Origin of the sequence: Leclercia adecarboxylata (assembly GCF_006171285.1) — a bacterium.
Lineage (GTDB): Bacteria > Pseudomonadota > Gammaproteobacteria > Enterobacterales > Enterobacteriaceae > Enterobacter > Enterobacter barmai.
In genome coordinates this window covers 3994376-4011028 of the sequence record NZ_CP040889.1, presented here as the reverse complement: position 1 = coordinate 4011028, position 16653 = coordinate 3994376, and the positions used below count along the sequence as shown (strand labels likewise).

The following is a 16653-nucleotide window of genomic DNA, read 5'->3' as shown; positions in this document are numbered from 1 at the left end:
TCCAGACAGTTTTTATGAGGATGTTCAGAATCGGGTGACGAAAGGCGCGGTGTCAGGCACGGAAACGGTGGTCGAGGCTTTGAGCTGCGGGGTGCCCAGATAGAGGAAACCGACGATTTTATCGTCTGCGCCGCAGTCGAGGCCTTCACGCACCACCGGGCTGTCGGTTAACGCGCCGCTGCGCCAGATACCGTTGTAGCCTTGTGCAACCGCCGCCATCTGCATCGCCATCACCGCGCAACCGGCAGACATCTCCTGCTCCCACACCGGCACTTTGTGCTGCGGCTGGCATTTGGCGACCACGGCGATGATCATCGGGGCGCGGAACGGTGCGTTGCGGGCTTTCTCAATCGCCTTCTCATCCTGGCTGGCAGCGATGGCGCCTTTTTCCAGCAGGGTGCTGAAGCGATCGCGTCCGTCACCCTCGATGATAAAGAAGTGCCACGGCTGTAAGGTGCCGTGATCAGGGGCGCGCATCCCGGCGCGAAGAATGTTGTCCAGCTGTTCGCCAGCCGGAGCAGGCTCCGCCAGGCGCGAGGCGCTACGACGGTTAACAAGCAGTTCGAGTGCATCCATTGGGTTAACTCCTGTCTTGAAATTTACTCAAAATTAACACGACGGCAGATTTTGTTACAGCGTAGCAGGCGATTCCTGCTGACAAGTGACGGTCGGGTCATTACGATAGCCCGACAACACCGTCCAGCGTGGACGGACAGGTAATTATCTGGACAGGGAGAATACATGCGAACCCTCTGGCGACTGCTTGCCGGTTTTTTTAAATGGACGTGGCGACTGCTTAATTTCGTCCGCAACCTGGTGATGAACCTCTTTTTCATCCTTATTGTGATGGTTTGCGTCGGTGTCTGGATGCACCTCAGCGCCACCAGCCAGAGCCAGAACGCCGGGCGCGGCGCGCTGCTGCTGGATATTACCGGCGTGGTAGTGGATAAACCGTCCACCAGCAATCGACTTGGCGTACTGGGCCGCCAGCTGTTTGGCGCTACCAGCGACCGTCTGCAGGAGAACTCGCTGTTCGATATCGTCGACGCCATTCGTCAGGCGAAGGACGATCGCAACATTACCGGCATCGTGCTGGATCTGAAAAACTTTGCCGGGGCGGATCAGCCTTCAATGCAGTACATCGGTAAAGCGCTGCGCGAGTTCCGCGACAGCGGCAAACCGGTGATTGCGGTGGGCGATAACTACAGCCAGGGGCAGTACTATCTGGCGAGCTTTGCCAACAAAGTGTGGCTTTCGCCGCAGGGCAGCGTGGATCTGCACGGCTTTGCCACCAATGGCCTCTATTACAAATCGCTGCTCGATAAGCTGAAGGTCACCACCCACGTCTTCCGCGTCGGGACCTATAAATCCGCCGTTGAGCCGTTTATCCGCGACGATATGTCCCCTGCCGCCCGTGAAGCGGACAGCCGCTGGATTGGCGAGCTGTGGCAGAACTACCTGAGCACCGTTGCCGCGAACCGTCAGATCACCGCTGAGCAGGTGTTCCCGGGCGCGCAGGGCGTGCTGGACGGGCTGCGTAAGGTGGATGGCGATACCGCGAAATATGCTCTGGACAACAAACTGGTGGATGCTCTGGGCTCCAGCGCCGAGGTTGAAAAATCCCTGACCAAACAGTTCGGCTGGAGCAAAGAGGAGAAGAACTTCAGCGCCATCAGCTTCTACGATTATCAGGCGAAAAAACCGGCCGATACCGGGGACAGCATCGCCGTGGTCTTTGCTAACGGGGCGATTATGGATGGCGAAGAGACGCCGGGTAACGTCGGGGGTGATACCACCGCCGCACAGATCCGCGACGCGCGTCTCGATCCGAAAGTGAAAGCCATCGTCCTGCGGGTCAACAGCCCGGGCGGCAGCGTCAGCGCATCAGAAGTGATCCGTGCTGAACTGGCAGCCGCGCGCGCCGCCGGTAAGCCGGTGGTGGTTTCGATGGGCGGTATGGCGGCATCCGGTGGCTACTGGATCTCCACCCCGGCGAACTACATCGTGGCGAACCCGAGCACCCTCACCGGCTCGATTGGCATCTTCGGGGTGATTAACACCGTCGAAAACAGCCTTGACTATCTGGGCGTGCACACCGACGGCGTCGCCACCTCACCGCTGGCCGACATCTCCGTAACCAAGGCGCTGCCGCCGGAAGTGTCGCAGATGATGCAGCTCAGCATTGAGAACGGCTATAAGCGTTTTATCACCCTGGTGGCCGACTCCCGTAAGCGAACCCCGGAGCAGATCGACCAGATTGCGCAGGGTCACGTCTGGACCGGCCAGGATGCGAAGAACAACGGTCTGGTGGATAACCTGGGCGACTTCGACGATGCCGTGGCGAAGGCCGCTGAGCTGGCGAAACTGAAGCAGTGGCACATCGATTTCTATCAGGATGAGCCGACCTTTATGGATCTGGTGATGGACAGCTTCTCCGGCTCGGTAAAAGCCATGCTGCCGGACGCGATGCAAGCTTACCTGCCTGCCCCGGTCGCCACGGCGGCGAAAGCGGTCAAAGCGGAGGGCGACAAGCTGGCCGCCTTTAACGATCCGCAAAACCGCTACGCGTTCTGCCTCACCTGCGCTAACGTACGATAATCCTCATCCCCTCTTCTGCGAAGAGGGGATTTTTCTTTGAAGCAAACGAACATAACATCATGCAAAAGAAATCAATTTATGTGGCCTATACCGGCGGTACCATCGGTATGCAGCGCTCGGAAAATGGCTACATTCCGGTATCCGGCCACCTGCAACGCCAGCTGGCGTTAATGCCCGAATTCCATCGCCCGGAGATGCCGGACTTCACCATCCACGAATACGATCCGCTGATGGACTCTTCCGACATGACCCCGGAAGACTGGCAACATATCGCTGACGACATCAAGGCGCACTACGACGACTACGATGGCTTCGTGATCCTGCACGGCACCGACACCATGGCGTTTACCGCCTCGGCGCTGTCGTTCATGCTGGAAAACCTCAGCAAGCCGGTGATCGTCACCGGGTCGCAGATCCCGCTGGCGGAGCTGCGCTCCGACGGGCAGATCAACCTGCTCAACTCCCTGTACGTGGCGGCCAACTTCCCGATTAACGAAGTGAGCCTGTTCTTCAACAACCGGCTCTATCGCGGGAACCGCACCACCAAAGCCCATGCCGACGGTTTTGACGCCTTTGCCTCGCCGAACCTTACGCCGCTGCTGGAAGCGGGGATCCATATCCGCCGCCTCGGCACGCCGCCAGCGCCGCATACCTCCGGCGAGCTGGTGGTGCATCCGATTACCCCGCAGCCCATCGGCGTGGTGACAATCTATCCGGGCATCTCCGCCGAGGTGGTGCGTAACTTCCTGCGCCAGCCGGTGAAGGCGCTGATCCTGCGCTCCTACGGCGTGGGCAATGCGCCGCAGAACGGTGAGTTCCTGAAAGAGCTGCAGGAGGCGAGCAGCCGTGGAATTGTGGTGGTGAACCTGACCCAGTGCATGTCCGGCAAGGTGAATATGGGCGGCTATGCCACCGGTAACGCCCTGGCCCATGCGGGGGTGATCAGCGGGTTCGATATGACGGTCGAGGCGACGCTGACTAAACTTCACTACTTACTCAGTCAGGATCTGGATGTGCAGGCGATCCGCACCGCGATGATGCAAAACCTGCGTGGCGAACTGACGCCAGACGAATAAGGAGCCCCTATGAAGCAACGAGCCCTGTTACTGGTCGATTTACAAAATGATTTTTGCGCCGGCGGCGCGCTGGCGGTAGCCGAAGGCGACAGCACGGTAGATGTTGCCAACGCGCTGATCGGGTGGTGTAAAGCACGCGGCGAAGCGGTGGTTGCCAGCCAGGACTGGCATCCGGCGGATCACGGCAGCTTTGCCAGCCAGCATAACGTTGAGCCCTTTACCCAGGGCGAGCTGGACGGCCTGCCGCAAACCTTCTGGCCCGATCACTGCGTGCAGCACAGCGAAGGCGCAGAGCTGCATCCCCTGCTCAACAGCAAAGCCATTGACGCGGTGTTTCAGAAGGGAGAAAACCCGAACATCGACAGCTACAGCGCCTTTTTTGATAACGGGCACCGACAGAAAACCGGGCTGGATCAGTGGCTGCGTCATCACGAGATTGTGGAGCTGATTGTGATGGGGCTGGCGACGGATTACTGCGTGAAGTTTACCGTGCTGGACGCGTTGCAGCTGGGCTACCGGGTGAATGTGATCACCGACGGCTGTCGCGGGGTGAACATTCAGCGTCAGGACAGCGCCCAGGCCTTTATGGACATGGCGGCGGAAGGCGCCACGCTGTATACGCTGGCGGACTGGCAGGAAACCCAGGCGTAGCGCGCCTGTTCGCCGGGTGGCGCTGACGCTTACCCGGCCTACAAAATCAACAACTGGCATCGGACACGTAGGCCCGTGCAAGCGCAGCGCCGCCGGGCAATCCGGCAACCCGCACGATCTCCCATAAAGTGAACTCCCTCCCACTCTCAGCGCAGCGGTAATGCTATTCTTTTTCGGCTGTTTTTTCGCCACGCCTTTCCGTGGCGTGGTTATTTTTATTCAGTCAAAGAGGAACTTGTATGAAACGTTTGCCATTGCTGGCAGCTTTACCCCTGCTCTGCGCCTCGGTTGCTTCCGCCAGTTCGATGATGTCCGTCGGCTATTTCAACGGTGGCGGCGATGTCACTGCCGGACCGGGCGGGGATATCAATAAACTGGACGTGCGCCAGATAACCCACCTGAATTACTCCTTTGGCCTGATCTATAACGATGAGAAAGACGAAACTAACCCGGCGTTAAAAGATCCAGCCAGGCTGCACCAGATCTGGTTATCTCCTAAGGTGGAAGCCGATCTGGCCCTGCTCCCTGTCCTGCGTAAGCAGAACCCCAACCTTAAGGTGCTGCTCTCCGTCGGCGGCTGGGGCGCTCGTGGTTTCTCGGGTGCAGCATCAACCCCGGAGACCCGGGCGGTGTTCATCCGCTCCGCCGACGCTATCGTTGAGAAATACGGACTTGATGGGATCGATCTGGACTGGGAGTATCCGGTCAACGGCGCGTGGGGACTGGTCGCCAGCAAGCCTGAAGATCGGGCTAACTTTACCGCACTGCTGAAAGAGCTGCGTGCCGCGTTCGGCGATAAAAAACTGGTGACCATCGCCGTTGGTGCCAATGCAGAAAGTCCGAAAAGCTGGGTGGACGTGAAAGCGGTGGCCCCGCAGCTCGATTACATCAACCTGATGACCTACGACATGGCGTACGGCACTCAGTACTTCAACGCCAACCTGTATGACTCCAGCGCCTGGCCGACCGTTGCCGCCGCGGATAAATACAGCGTCGATTTTGTGGTGAACAACTATCTGGCCGCCGGGCTGAAACCGCAGCAGATGAACCTGGGCATCGGTTTTTATGGGCGCGTGCCGAAGCGCGCCGTTGAGCCGGGCATCGACTGGAGCAAAGCTGATGCACAGAAAAATCCCGCAACGCAGCCTTACTTCAGCGCACAGCAGATCGAACTGTTCAAATCCCTGGGCTACGATCTGACCAAAGATACCTACGTGAAGTACAACGATATCGTGAAGACGTTTTTAAACGATCCGCAGAAACGCTTTACGGAGCAGTGGGACGATGAGGCCAAAGTGCCGTGGTTATCGGTGAAGTCTGATGATGGCAAGCCGCTGTTCGCCCTGTCGTATGAAAACCCGCGCTCGGTGGCGATCAAAGCGGACTACATCAAAGAGAAAGGACTGGCAGGCGCCATGTTCTGGGAGTACGGCGCGGATGATAATAACCAGCTGGCGAAGCAGTTAGCTGACTCGCTGGGGATCAAACACTAGCGGCATCAAAAAGGCCCGGTGAGAGGATCGCCGGGCCGCAGTCGCCATCAATGCATTTTCAGCGTCGCGATGGATTTCGGCGCAATACCAAAATCTTCTTTCAGCTGCTGTTTGCTCTTCATCACCATCTGTCCCTGGGTGTCGATGGTCATGTGCTGCGCGTCGGTGTTATTGCGCGCCTGCCACAGCATCACCAGCTGCAGACAGTTCTCTTTCTGCTCCGGGGTCAGCGCCACGCCATCGGCCCATTTGCCCAGCTCAACCGCCGTGACCAGACGCTGATAAACTTCCGGCGTCATGCCGTTAATCATCTCTTCAATGTTCATGTTTTATCCTGAGGTGAAGGAATAATTTGCTGAATCGATTTTTCAGCCTTTGGTCTGGTCGCCGTTCTGGTCATCGGTGAAGCTTAATGAGGCGGAATTGACGCAAAAACGCTCCCCTGTCGGCTGAGGGCCATCCGGGAAGACGTGACCGAGATGCGCGTCACAGTTTCCACAGCGGATCTCAATGCGCTCCATACCGTGGCTGGTGTCCTTCAGATAATGAATCGCCTCTTCACTGACCGGTTCATAGAAGCTCGGCCAGCCGCAGCCAGAATCGTATTTGCTCTGGGAGTTAAACAGGGCGGCGTCACACACCAGGCAGTGGTAAACACCATCCCGCTTATTATGCAGCAGACGCCCGGTAAACGGGGGTTCCGTACCGTGGTGCTGGGTTACGTAGAACTGCATTTCTGTGAGGTTTTTTTTCAGTTCATCGGAGTTATGTTGATTCGACATAGGCTTACATCTCGCAGTTGAAACAGACTACTTTTACCGTCGATTCTAACAAAACATTAACACTGAAGTATGAACTTTTGTTCTAAACTTACTCGTTGCGCAGAGGTGCTCAGACAAATGTGATCCAGTCCACGTTTTTATGTGGGCAGCCCTTTAAAATTCCGTGCGCAGGCCCCATATGGGTGCTAGCTCCAAGGGAATGTGAGGTAGGTCAATCGAGCAAAGCTAGTGCGAAGGATTGATTTGTCGCAATGATTGACACGATTCCGCTTGACGCTGCGTAAGGTTTTTGTAATTTTACACGCAACCTTTTATTCACTAACAAATAGCTGGTGGAATATATGACTATCAAAGTAGGTATCAACGGTTTTGGCCGTATCGGCCGTATTGTTTTCCGTGCTGCTCAGGAACGTTCTGACATCGAAATCGTTGGTATCAACGATCTGTTAGACGCTGAATACATGGCGTACATGCTGAAGTACGACTCAACTCACGGTCGTTTCAACGGCACCGTTGAAGTGAAAGACGGCCACCTGGTTGTCAACGGCAAAACCATCCGTGTTACTGCTGAAAAAGATCCAGCTAACCTGAAGTGGGGCGAAATCGGTGTTGACGTTGTTGCTGAAGCAACCGGTATCTTCCTGACTGACGAAACTGCGCGTAAGCACATCACCGCTGGCGCGAAAAAAGTTGTTCTGACTGGTCCATCCAAAGACAACACCCCAATGTTCGTTAAAGGCGCTAACTTCGAGAAGTATGCTGGCCAGGACATCGTTTCCAACGCATCCTGCACCACTAACTGCCTGGCGCCACTGGCTAAAGTTATCAACGACAACTTCGGTATCGTTGAAGGCCTGATGACCACCGTTCACGCTACCACCGCAACTCAGAAAACCGTTGATGGCCCGTCTCACAAAGACTGGCGCGGCGGCCGCGGCGCAGCTCAGAACATCATCCCTTCTTCTACCGGTGCTGCTAAAGCAGTAGGCGTAGTTCTGCCAGAACTGAACGGCAAACTGACTGGTATGGCGTTCCGCGTTCCTACTCCAAACGTATCTGTTGTTGACCTGACCGTTCGTCTGGAAAAAGCAGCAAGCTACGAAGAAATCAAGAAAGCAATCAAAGCGGCTTCTGAAGGCGCAATGAAAGGCGTTCTGGGTTACACCGAAGACGACGTTGTTTCTACCGATTTCAACGGCGAAATCTGCACTTCCGTGTTCGATGCTAAAGCAGGTATCGCACTGAACGACAACTTCGTGAAACTGGTTTCCTGGTACGACAACGAAACCGGCTACTCTAACAAAGTTCTGGACCTGATCGCTCACATCTCCAAATAAGTGAGATGAGAAACTGATCCAAAAAGGCGACCTCGGTCGCCTTTTTTTATGGCATTAAAGACAGAGGATTGCGTAATGATTAAAACAATTTTTGCACTTCCGGTAGTCGAACAGCTTACCCCTGTGCTTTCCCGCCGTCAGATTGACGATGTTGAAGTGATTGTGGTCGAACATCCGCAGGTTCAGGCTTCCGTTGCCCTGCAGGGCGCGCACCTGCTCTCCTGGCAGCCGGAGGGCGAAGTGGAAGCCCTGTGGCTGAGCGATATCACCTCGTTCAAAAAAGGCGCCGCTATTCGCGGTGGCGTGCCGATCTGCTGGCCGTGGTTTGGCCCGGCCGCTCAGCAGGGGCTGCCGTCACACGGTTTTGCCCGCAACCTGCCGTGGACGCTGAAAGCGCACAACGAAGATGAATCCGGCGTGGTGTTGACCTTTGAACTGCAAAGCGATGACGAGACGCGCAAACTCTGGCCGCACGACTTCACCCTGTACGCGCGCTTTAAGCTGGGTAAAACCTGTGAGATCGAACTGGAAGCGCACGGTGAATTTGAAACCACCTCTGCCCTGCACACCTACTTCAACGTCGGCGACATCGCTGCCGTCACCGTGAACGGCCTTGGCGATACCTTTATCGACAAGGTGGATAATGCGAAAGAGGGCCGACTGACCGACGGCGCGCAGACCTTCCCGGATCGTACCGACCGCGTCTATCTGAACCCGGAAGCCTGTAGCGTTATCGAAGATACCGCCCTGAACCGCGCGATTGAAGTTATCCATCACCATCACAGCAACGTGGTTGGCTGGAACCCTGGTCCGGCGCTCTCCGTCAGCATGGGTGATGTTCCGGATGACGGGTATAAAACCTTCGTCTGCGTGGAAACCGCCTGCGTCAGCGAACCGCAAAAAGCGACGGAAGATAAACCTACCCGTCTGGGACAAACCATTCACATCGTGAAGCGTTAATCCCTGCTCTTGCCCTCTCATGCTGAGAGGGCATTTCGTTGTCACACCACGTCCAACGGCGTTTTCTGCTGCGGTGCCGGGAAGGCCGCATCCAGCTGCTGCAAGGCTTCTGCTGAGAGTGAAATCTCCAGCGCCCCCGCATTCTCCTCCACGTGCGCTATCGATGACGCTTTCGGGATGGCAATCACCCCGCGGTGACGAATAACCCACGCCAGCAGAACCTGCGCCGCCGTGGCGTTGTACTCTCGGGCAATCGCATTGACCACCGGGTGATTCATCAGCCCGGTGCGCAGCCGCCCGGCCTGCGCCAGCGGGCAGTAGGCCATCACCGGCATATTTTGCTGCTGACACCAGGGCAGCAGGTCATATTCGATCCCGCGTGAGGCCAGATGGTACAGCACCTGATTGGTGGCGCACGCCTGGCCGCCCGGCGTCTGCCAGAGTTCATGCATATCCGCATAGTCGAGATTAGATACGCCCCAGCGGCCAATTTTGCCCTGCTGTTGCAGCGTCTCCATCAGCCTTACGGTCTCTTCCAGAGGGTAATTTCCGCGCCAGTGCAGCAGATAAAGGTCAATACGATCGGTTCCCAGACGGCGCAGGCTGGCTTCGCAGGCGGCGATGCCTTTTTGTCCCCCGGCATTCCACGGGTACACTTTGGAGACCAGAAAAACCTTATCGCGCTGGCCTTTGATCGCCTCCCCCACCACCTCTTCCGCGCCGCCCTCGGCATACATCTCGGCGGTGTCGATTAGCGTCAGTCCCCGCTCGATACCTGCCCGCAGGGCATCGCTCTCCTGGCGGCGTTGACTCGCCTTTTCACCCATATACCATGTGCCCTGGCCGATGGCTGGCAGTACTCTGTTGTCGCCAAAGGTAACGGTTTTTTTACTCATATCAGGCTCCTCGTTGTCTGCACCACCCTAAAACAAACGGGGCCCGAAGGCCCCGTTATGATGCACAGATTGCACAGTGAAAATGCACAATCAGAAACTGTAGGTTACACCCACCGACATCAGCCCGGTCCAGGACTTGTCGACCATTGGGCTGTCTTTCACCTCATCGCTAAGACGGGCATAGCGGCCGGTGCCGTAGACGTTCCAGTCAGTCGCGAACTTGTAGCTGGCGGTCAGCTCCAGGTACGGCTTCCAGCTGTCGTCTGCATCATAGCTGTGCAGCCCGCTGCGACGCGCTTCGTCACGGGACACGCCATAATAGTAGTCGTTGTAGTTGTCGCTGTTGTACTCCACGCCGATGCCCGGCGTCAGCGTCAGACCGCCGTTGGTGTAGCGGTACAGCCACGCCAGATCCCAGATATAACCGTTGCTGTTGTCGAGCGTGTCGCCCGCCAGCGCGGTACGCAGGAAACCGTACTCGGTGTTATGTACCCAGGAAATCCCGGCCATCATGGTGCTCTTACGCTTGTCGAGCTGACGCAGCTGACGGTTGTCGCTGTCGCCAGGTTTGAAGTGCGTCGGGTCGTAATAGGCCATGATGGAGAGTTTGTCGGTCTGGTCGTTCCACAGATAGTAGCCGCCGCCCAGTCCGCGGAACCAGAAGTTATCCCCTTCATAAGTGATAACCGGAACCGGGTAGAAATCGCGATCGTACTGTTTGTAAGGGCTATTGATTACGCCGACACCAGCACCAACAGACCACTGATTCTCCGCATATGCTGTACTCACTGAGGTGGCAACGATAATCCCCAGTGCCAGAAGTTTGAGTTTGGTCACAATCCATTCTTTCCTGTAGTCAAATAATCAGCGGGTGAAGTGTAACCGTCATTCCCCCTTTTGCTCAAAATTTTTTGTCTGCTAATCAATTCGATTAACCGATTATTGTGCGTGCGGCAGATGACGAAACGCTGTCACCCGGATTACCGTTCAGTGAAGGAAGTGTGTTTGGCGTTAAAGATTTGGCTGAATTTCTGGATGAGTTATTGATATGTCATTGAAATTGGTTTTGGCATACATGCAAGTTTTGCAAATGCCATCTACGCTTAATTTTAAGAAGCTGAGTACCCGATCACCCCGCAGTTTCGGCCGCCCGACCTGGCACACGGGTTGCTGCTCTGGCAGTGAGGTGCAACGGATCCTGCTTCCGGGAGCCTCTACTATTCATATGAACGGCTCTTTTCCTGTGCTAAAAAACGAAAGGACGGCATGCCATGAATATATTCGATCACTATCGCCAGCGTTATGAAGCTGCCAAGGACGAAGAGTTCACACTGCAGGAGTTTCTTACCATCTGCCGGCAAGATCGCAGTGCTTATGCCAATGCGGCGGAACGACTATTGATGGCTATCGGTGAGCCTAATATGGTTGATACCGCCCAGGAGCCACGGCTTTCCCGTCTGTTTTCGAATCGGGTCGTCGCCCGATATCCTGCGTTTGAAGAATTTTACGGCATGGAAGATGCCATCGAGCAGATTGTTTCCTATCTGAAGCATGCTGCTCAGGGTCTGGAAGAGAAGAAACAGATCCTCTATCTGCTGGGTCCCGTCGGCGGCGGTAAATCGTCCCTGGCCGAGCGGCTGAAATCGTTGATGCAGCGCGTACCGATTTACGTACTTAGCGCCAACGGCGAACGCAGCCCGGTTAACGATCATCCGCTGTGCCTGTTTAACCCGCAGGAAGATGCGCAGATTCTGGATAAAGAGTACGGCATTCCCCGCCGCTATCTCGGCACGATCATGTCGCCGTGGGCAGCGAAACGCCTGAACGAATTTGGCGGGGATATCACCAAATTCCGCGTGGTGAAGGTGTGGCCATCCATTCTGGAGCAGATTGCGATTGCCAAAACCGAACCGGGTGATGAGAACAACCAGGACATCTCGGCGCTGGTGGGTAAAGTGGACATCCGTAAACTGGAAAACCACGCCCAGAACGATCCTGACGCCTACGGCTATTCCGGTGCGCTATGCCGCGCCAACCAGGGGATTATGGAGTTCGTCGAGATGTTCAAAGCGCCTATCAAGGTGCTGCATCCGCTGCTGACGGCAACCCAGGAAGGGAACTACAACGGGACGGAAGGTATCTCCGCCCTGCCGTTTAACGGCATTATCCTGGCGCACTCCAACGAATCGGAATGGGTCACCTTCCGCAATAACAAAAACAACGAGGCCTTCCTTGACCGTGTTTACATCGTCAAAGTGCCTTACTGCCTGCGGATCTCCGAAGAGATCAAGATTTACGAAAAACTGCTGAACCACAGTGAACTGGTTCATGCGCCGTGCGCCCCGGGAACCCTGGAAACGCTGTCGCGCTTCTCGATCCTGTCGCGCCTGAAAGAGCCAGAAAACTCCAGCATCTACTCGAAGATGCGCGTGTACGACGGTGAAAGCCTGAAAGATACCGACCCGAAAGCGAAATCCTACCAGGAGTATCGCGACTACGCCGGTGTCGATGAGGGGATGAACGGTCTCTCCACGCGCTTCGCGTTCAAAATCCTCTCCCGCGTGTTCAACTTTGACCACGCCGAAGTGGCCGCCAACCCGGTGCATCTGTTCTACGTGCTGGAGCAGCAGATTGAGCGTGAACAGTTCCCGCAAGAGCAGGCTGAACGTTATCTGGAGTTCCTGAAAGGTTATCTGATCCCGAAATACGCCGAGTTTATCGGCAAAGAGATCCAGACCGCCTATCTTGAATCTTACTCTGAGTACGGGCAGAACATTTTTGACCGCTATGTCACCTACGCCGATTTCTGGATCCAGGATCAGGAGTACCGCGACCCGGATACCGGCCAGCTGTTTGACCGCGAGTCACTGAATGCGGAACTGGAAAAAATCGAGAAGCCTGCCGGGATCAGTAACCCGAAAGACTTCCGTAATGAGATCGTCAACTTCGTGCTGCGCGCCAGAGCGAACTTCAGCGGACGCAATCCGAACTGGACCAGCTACGAAAAGCTGCGCACCGTTATTGAGAAGAAAATGTTCTCCAATACCGAAGAGCTGTTGCCGGTCATTTCGTTTAATGCCAAAACCTCTACCGACGAGCAGAAAAAGCACGACGATTTTGTGGATCGCATGATGGAGAAAGGCTACACCCGCAAACAGGTTCGCCTGCTCTGCGAATGGTACCTGCGCGTGCGTAAATCGTCTTAACACTAAGCCCGGTGGCGCTGCCGCTTACCGGGCCTACAACTATGTTCCGCAGGCCGGATAAGCGTTAACGCCATCCGGCACTTGCGGACAATGCAAGTTGGCAAATGCAGTACGGGGGGCATATGACCTGGTTTATTGACCGGCGTCTTAACGGCAAAAACAAGAGCATGGTGAATCGCCAGCGCTTCTTGCGTCGTTATAAAGCGCAAATCAAACAGTCGATCTCCGAGGCCATTAACAAGCGTTCGGTGACCGACGTAGACAGCGGGGAGTCCGTCTCTATCCCGACGGACGACATTAGCGAACCGATGTTCCATCAGGGACGCGGCGGTTTACGCCATCGCGTTCATCCAGGTAATGACCATTTTGTCCAGAACGACCGTATCGAGCGTCCTCAGGGCGGCGGCGGTGGCGGCGGGAGTGGTCAGGGCCAGGCCAGCCAGGACGGTGAAGGACAGGACGAATTTGTCTTCCAGATCTCGAAAGATGAGTACCTGGATCTGCTGTTCGAAGATCTGGCCCTGCCAAATCTGAAGAAAAACCAGCATCGTCAGTTGAACGAATATAAAACGCACCGGGCCGGTTTCACCGCTAACGGCGTTCCGGCCAACATCAGCGTGGTGCGTTCGCTACAGAATTCTCTGGCGCGCCGTACCGCCATGACGGCGGGCAAAAAGCGTGAACTGCGCGAGCTGGAAGCCACCCTGGATAGCGTGGCAAACAGCGAACCCGCGCAGCTGCTGGAAGAGGAGCGTTTGCGTAAAGAGATCGCCGAACTGCGCGCCAAAATCGAGCGCGTGCCCTTTATCGACACCTTTGACCTGCGTTACAAGAACTATGAAAAACGTGCCGAGCCTTCAAGCCAGGCGGTGATGTTCTGCCTGATGGACGTCTCGGGCTCGATGGATCAGGCCACCAAGGACATGGCGAAGCGCTTTTATATTCTGCTCTATCTGTTCCTGAGCCGAACCTATAAGAACGTGGAGGTAGTCTATATTCGCCACCACACCCAGGCCAAAGAGGTGGATGAGCACGAGTTCTTCTACTCCCAGGAGACCGGCGGGACGATTGTTTCCAGCGCCCTGAAGCTGATGGATGAAGTGGTGAAAGAGCGTTACGACCCGGCGCAGTGGAACATCTATGCCGCGCAGGCGTCGGATGGTGATAACTGGGCAGACGATTCGCCGCTGTGTCATGAAATTCTGGCGAAAAAACTGCTGCCCGTGGTGCGTTACTACAGCTATATCGAGATCACCCGCCGCGCCCACCAGACGCTGTGGCGTGAGTATGAACATCTGCAAACCACGTTTGATAACTTCGCGATGCAGCACATTCGCGACCAGGAAGATATCTATCCGGTATTCAGAGAGCTGTTCCACAAGCAATCTGCCACCAGCAACAGTTAACGCCACCGCCGGTCACTGACCGGCGGTTTTACGTTGGCTGTCACGCCTCAGAACGTGACGTTCATCTTCGCCCACACCGTGCGGCCCGGCTCATTCACTGGCGTGTCGGAGGAGTAACCAAAGCTACTGTTCCCCGCCAGGTTCAGGTGTTCGCTGTAGTTCTTGTCCAGCAGGTTATCGACGCCGGTACTGAGCTTCAGGAACTTATTCACCTTGTACGCGGCGTTGGCGGAGAGGATGGCGAACCCGGCGCTCTGATCGAAATCTTTCCCGACCACGTTACCTTCGTTCATCGCCACCCGATGCTGTGGGCTGACCATGCGCAGCAGCCCGGTTGAGCTCAGATCGCCCTTCTCCCACGTCAGGCCAAGACGCGCCTCCAGCGGCGGCATCTGCGGCAGCGGCTGGTGATCGTCGGTGTTCTGGCCCCAGGAGTAGTTCAGGGTCGCGTCGGTTTTCCATTGATCGCTCAGCTGATACGACGCGCCCATCTCACCGCCCATAATGGTGGCATCGACGTTGTCGGCCTGGCTGACGTGGGAGTCGTCCTGATCGTAGATATACAGGATGTAGTCATTGATGCGCCCGACATAGGCGGAAACCCATCCGGTGGTGCGCTCGCCTTTGTACTGGGCTCCGATATCAAGCTGGGTGGTTTGCTCTGGCTTCAGATTATCAAACACGTCCGAGGTGCCGTCCGGACCATAGGTGGGCGAGAACAGCTCCCAGTAATCTGGGAAGCGTTCGGTATACCCCAGCCCGGCGTAAACCATCGCCGGCATAGTGCCCAGATTGTGCTCCACGCGCAGGAAGCCCGCCGGGAGCGTATCTTCCCGGCTGTCGCTGCCGATGCCGGTGTAGTTATCCACTTCGACTTTATCCAGACGCGCGCCGCCGATCACTTTACTCAGATCGGTCGCATTCCACGTCAGCTCGCTGAAGGCGCCGTAGTCGTGAAAACGCGCGTCCTCCTGCCAGCCTGTATTCTCGTCATCTTCATTGCTGCGGTGGGTGTTGGTTTGCATATCCAGCCCGCTCTGTAGCTGGAAATCTGACCACAGCCAGGTGCCCATCATTCTGCCGCCGACGGTGCGGCGATCGACCTGTTTCTCCATCGGCATCGACATATTCATCGACCCCATTGGCATCCCGTTCATGGAGCCGGATTCCGGAGAACGCATGGAGTAGTTGTCCATGATGTGGTTGGCGTAATTGTAGTAGACGCTCATATCCAGCGAGTCGAAGACCTCGCCGATATTCTCTTTCTTAAAGCGCAGGCCCAGGCTTTCGCGTTTGAACTGAGAGCCGTCCATACCGCGACCGGCATAGCTGGCATCGCCGTTACCCTGCCCGGCGGTCAGTTCCAGCAGCGTATCGGCGTCCGGCGTCCAGCCAACCGCCAGATCGGTGTTCCACTTGTCCCACTTCGACGCCACGCGATCGCCGTTGCCGTCTTTGTAGTCGCCCGATTTCGATTTATTGCCGTTGAGGCGAACATAGCCGGTGTCGTTACCGAAGCTGACGTCGGCGTTCTCGTCGAAGCGATCGTTAGAGGCGGCGAGGAAGCTGGCGTCACCCTTGATGCCTGCGCTGTCAAAGCGCGGCGGTTCGCGATCAAAACGTACCGTCCCGGCAGAGTTACCTGGCCCCCAGAGCACCGTTTCCGGCCCTTTGGTGACCGTCAGCAGATCGTAACTTTCAGGGGAAATGTACGAGCTGGGGGCATCCATTCGTGCCGGGCAGGCACCGAGCATCTCGCTGTCGTTAGTCAGCAGGCGCAGGCGGGAGCCAAACATGCCGCGAAATACCGGATCGCCATTGCTGCCGCCGTTACGGATCTGGCTAAAGCCGGGGATGGTTTTGAGGTAGTCCGAGCCGTCGCTTGCCGGGACCGGCTGGCGCGGCGTTTTTGGCGATGTCACCACTTCCAGAGGAGATAGCACCGGTGCCGTCACGGTGATCACATCCTGATCGTCTACCGGCGCCGTGCGGCTATTCTCTGCCGCCAGGCTGGTGCCGGAGATAGCGATCAGCAGCCCCACGGCCAGCGGATGGGGGGTAAATTTTACTTTTTTCATTTCTGTGCCTGAGCTAAGGATGGCGTGGTGTACCGCTGCAAACCGAATCCTTTCGCTACCGAAAGCGCTTAACGAGCAGGCACATAAACTGGAGTAAAATTTTGCCGAAGGGTAAGGGCCATAACAACGCCGGGTGAAGAGAATAAGAGGTACAGAAAAGAGTTGAAAAA

At 56.3% G+C, this 16653-nt stretch carries 14 protein-coding genes; 8 read left to right on the top strand and 6 right to left on the bottom strand.

Going from position 1 to position 16653, the window contains the following annotated elements:
* Nucleotides 1–24: 24 nt before the first annotated feature.
* A complete protein-coding gene (locus FHN83_RS20895) occupies nucleotides 25–576 on the bottom strand; it encodes an NAD(P)H nitroreductase (protein ID WP_139564806.1) in 552 nt (183 codons plus the stop codon).
* Between the two features lie 165 nt (nucleotides 577–741).
* Here FHN83_RS20895 and sppA point away from each other — a divergent pair, with 165 nt between their 5' ends.
* From sppA to FHN83_RS20875, 4 genes are all read left to right on the top strand, one after another.
* A complete protein-coding gene (sppA, locus tag FHN83_RS20890) occupies nucleotides 742–2598 on the top strand; it encodes a signal peptide peptidase SppA (RefSeq protein ID WP_139564805.1) in 1857 nt (618 codons plus the stop codon).
* Between the two features lie 59 nt (nucleotides 2599–2657).
* Complete coding sequence (gene ansA / locus FHN83_RS20885) at nucleotides 2658–3674, top strand: asparaginase (RefSeq protein ID WP_039029031.1); 1017 nt, start codon at nucleotides 2658–2660, stop codon at nucleotides 3672–3674.
* A 9-nt stretch (nucleotides 3675–3683) separates the two neighbouring features.
* Nucleotides 3684–4325 carry a bifunctional nicotinamidase/pyrazinamidase gene (gene pncA / locus FHN83_RS20880; protein WP_039029030.1) on the top strand — a complete coding sequence of 214 codons (642 nt, stop codon included), beginning with the start codon at nucleotides 3684–3686 and terminating at the stop codon, nucleotides 4323–4325.
* A 239-nt stretch (nucleotides 4326–4564) separates the two neighbouring features.
* Nucleotides 4565–5818 (top strand): glycoside hydrolase family 18 protein, encoded by a 1254-nt coding sequence (locus tag FHN83_RS20875; RefSeq protein ID WP_139564804.1) that lies wholly within the window; start codon nucleotides 4565–4567, stop codon nucleotides 5816–5818.
* Nucleotides 5819–5865: 47 nt separating this feature from the next.
* Here the strand turns inward: FHN83_RS20875 and FHN83_RS20870 are convergent, their stop codons facing one another.
* Both FHN83_RS20870 and msrB read right to left on the bottom strand, forming a co-directional pair.
* The gene (locus FHN83_RS20870; RefSeq protein WP_039029028.1) at nucleotides 5866–6144 is read right to left on the bottom strand and encodes a YeaC family protein; all 279 of its coding nucleotides are present in this window, start codon (nucleotides 6142–6144) and stop codon (nucleotides 5866–5868) included.
* Between the two features lie 42 nt (nucleotides 6145–6186).
* A complete protein-coding gene (gene msrB / locus FHN83_RS20865; protein WP_039029027.1) occupies nucleotides 6187–6600 on the bottom strand; it encodes a peptide-methionine (R)-S-oxide reductase MsrB in 414 nt (137 codons plus the stop codon).
* A 341-nt stretch (nucleotides 6601–6941) separates the two neighbouring features.
* On the opposite strand from msrB, the gene gapA reads away from it, so the two are divergent.
* A complete protein-coding gene (gene gapA / locus FHN83_RS20860) occupies nucleotides 6942–7937 on the top strand; it encodes a glyceraldehyde-3-phosphate dehydrogenase (protein ID WP_039029026.1) in 996 nt (331 codons plus the stop codon).
* A gap of 75 nt (nucleotides 7938–8012) precedes the next feature.
* Complete coding sequence (locus FHN83_RS20855) at nucleotides 8013–8897, top strand: D-hexose-6-phosphate mutarotase (protein ID WP_138368755.1); 885 nt, start codon at nucleotides 8013–8015, stop codon at nucleotides 8895–8897.
* Nucleotides 8898–8938: 41 nt separating this feature from the next.
* On the opposite strand, the gene FHN83_RS20850 is transcribed toward FHN83_RS20855, so the two are convergent.
* Both FHN83_RS20850 and FHN83_RS20845 read right to left on the bottom strand, forming a co-directional pair.
* Complete coding sequence (locus tag FHN83_RS20850) at nucleotides 8939–9793, bottom strand: aldo/keto reductase (RefSeq protein ID WP_139564803.1); 855 nt, start codon at nucleotides 9791–9793, stop codon at nucleotides 8939–8941.
* Nucleotides 9794–9883: 90 nt separating this feature from the next.
* The gene (locus FHN83_RS20845; RefSeq protein WP_039029023.1) at nucleotides 9884–10630 is read right to left on the bottom strand and encodes a MipA/OmpV family protein; all 747 of its coding nucleotides are present in this window, start codon (nucleotides 10628–10630) and stop codon (nucleotides 9884–9886) included.
* A gap of 434 nt (nucleotides 10631–11064) precedes the next feature.
* On the opposite strand from FHN83_RS20845, the gene yeaG reads away from it, so the two are divergent.
* Both yeaG and FHN83_RS20835 read left to right on the top strand, forming a co-directional pair.
* The gene (gene yeaG, locus FHN83_RS20840) at nucleotides 11065–12999 is read left to right on the top strand and encodes a protein kinase YeaG (protein ID WP_039029022.1); all 1935 of its coding nucleotides are present in this window, start codon (nucleotides 11065–11067) and stop codon (nucleotides 12997–12999) included.
* A 122-nt stretch (nucleotides 13000–13121) separates the two neighbouring features.
* Nucleotides 13122–14405, top strand: coding sequence for a YeaH/YhbH family protein (locus tag FHN83_RS20835; RefSeq protein WP_139564802.1), 1284 nt, complete (start codon nucleotides 13122–13124; stop codon nucleotides 14403–14405).
* A 47-nt stretch (nucleotides 14406–14452) separates the two neighbouring features.
* Here FHN83_RS20835 and FHN83_RS20830 read toward each other — a convergent pair whose 3' ends face one another.
* Complete coding sequence (locus FHN83_RS20830; protein ID WP_139564801.1) at nucleotides 14453–16483, bottom strand: TonB-dependent copper receptor; 2031 nt, start codon at nucleotides 16481–16483, stop codon at nucleotides 14453–14455.
* Between the last annotated feature and the right edge of the window lie 170 nt (nucleotides 16484–16653).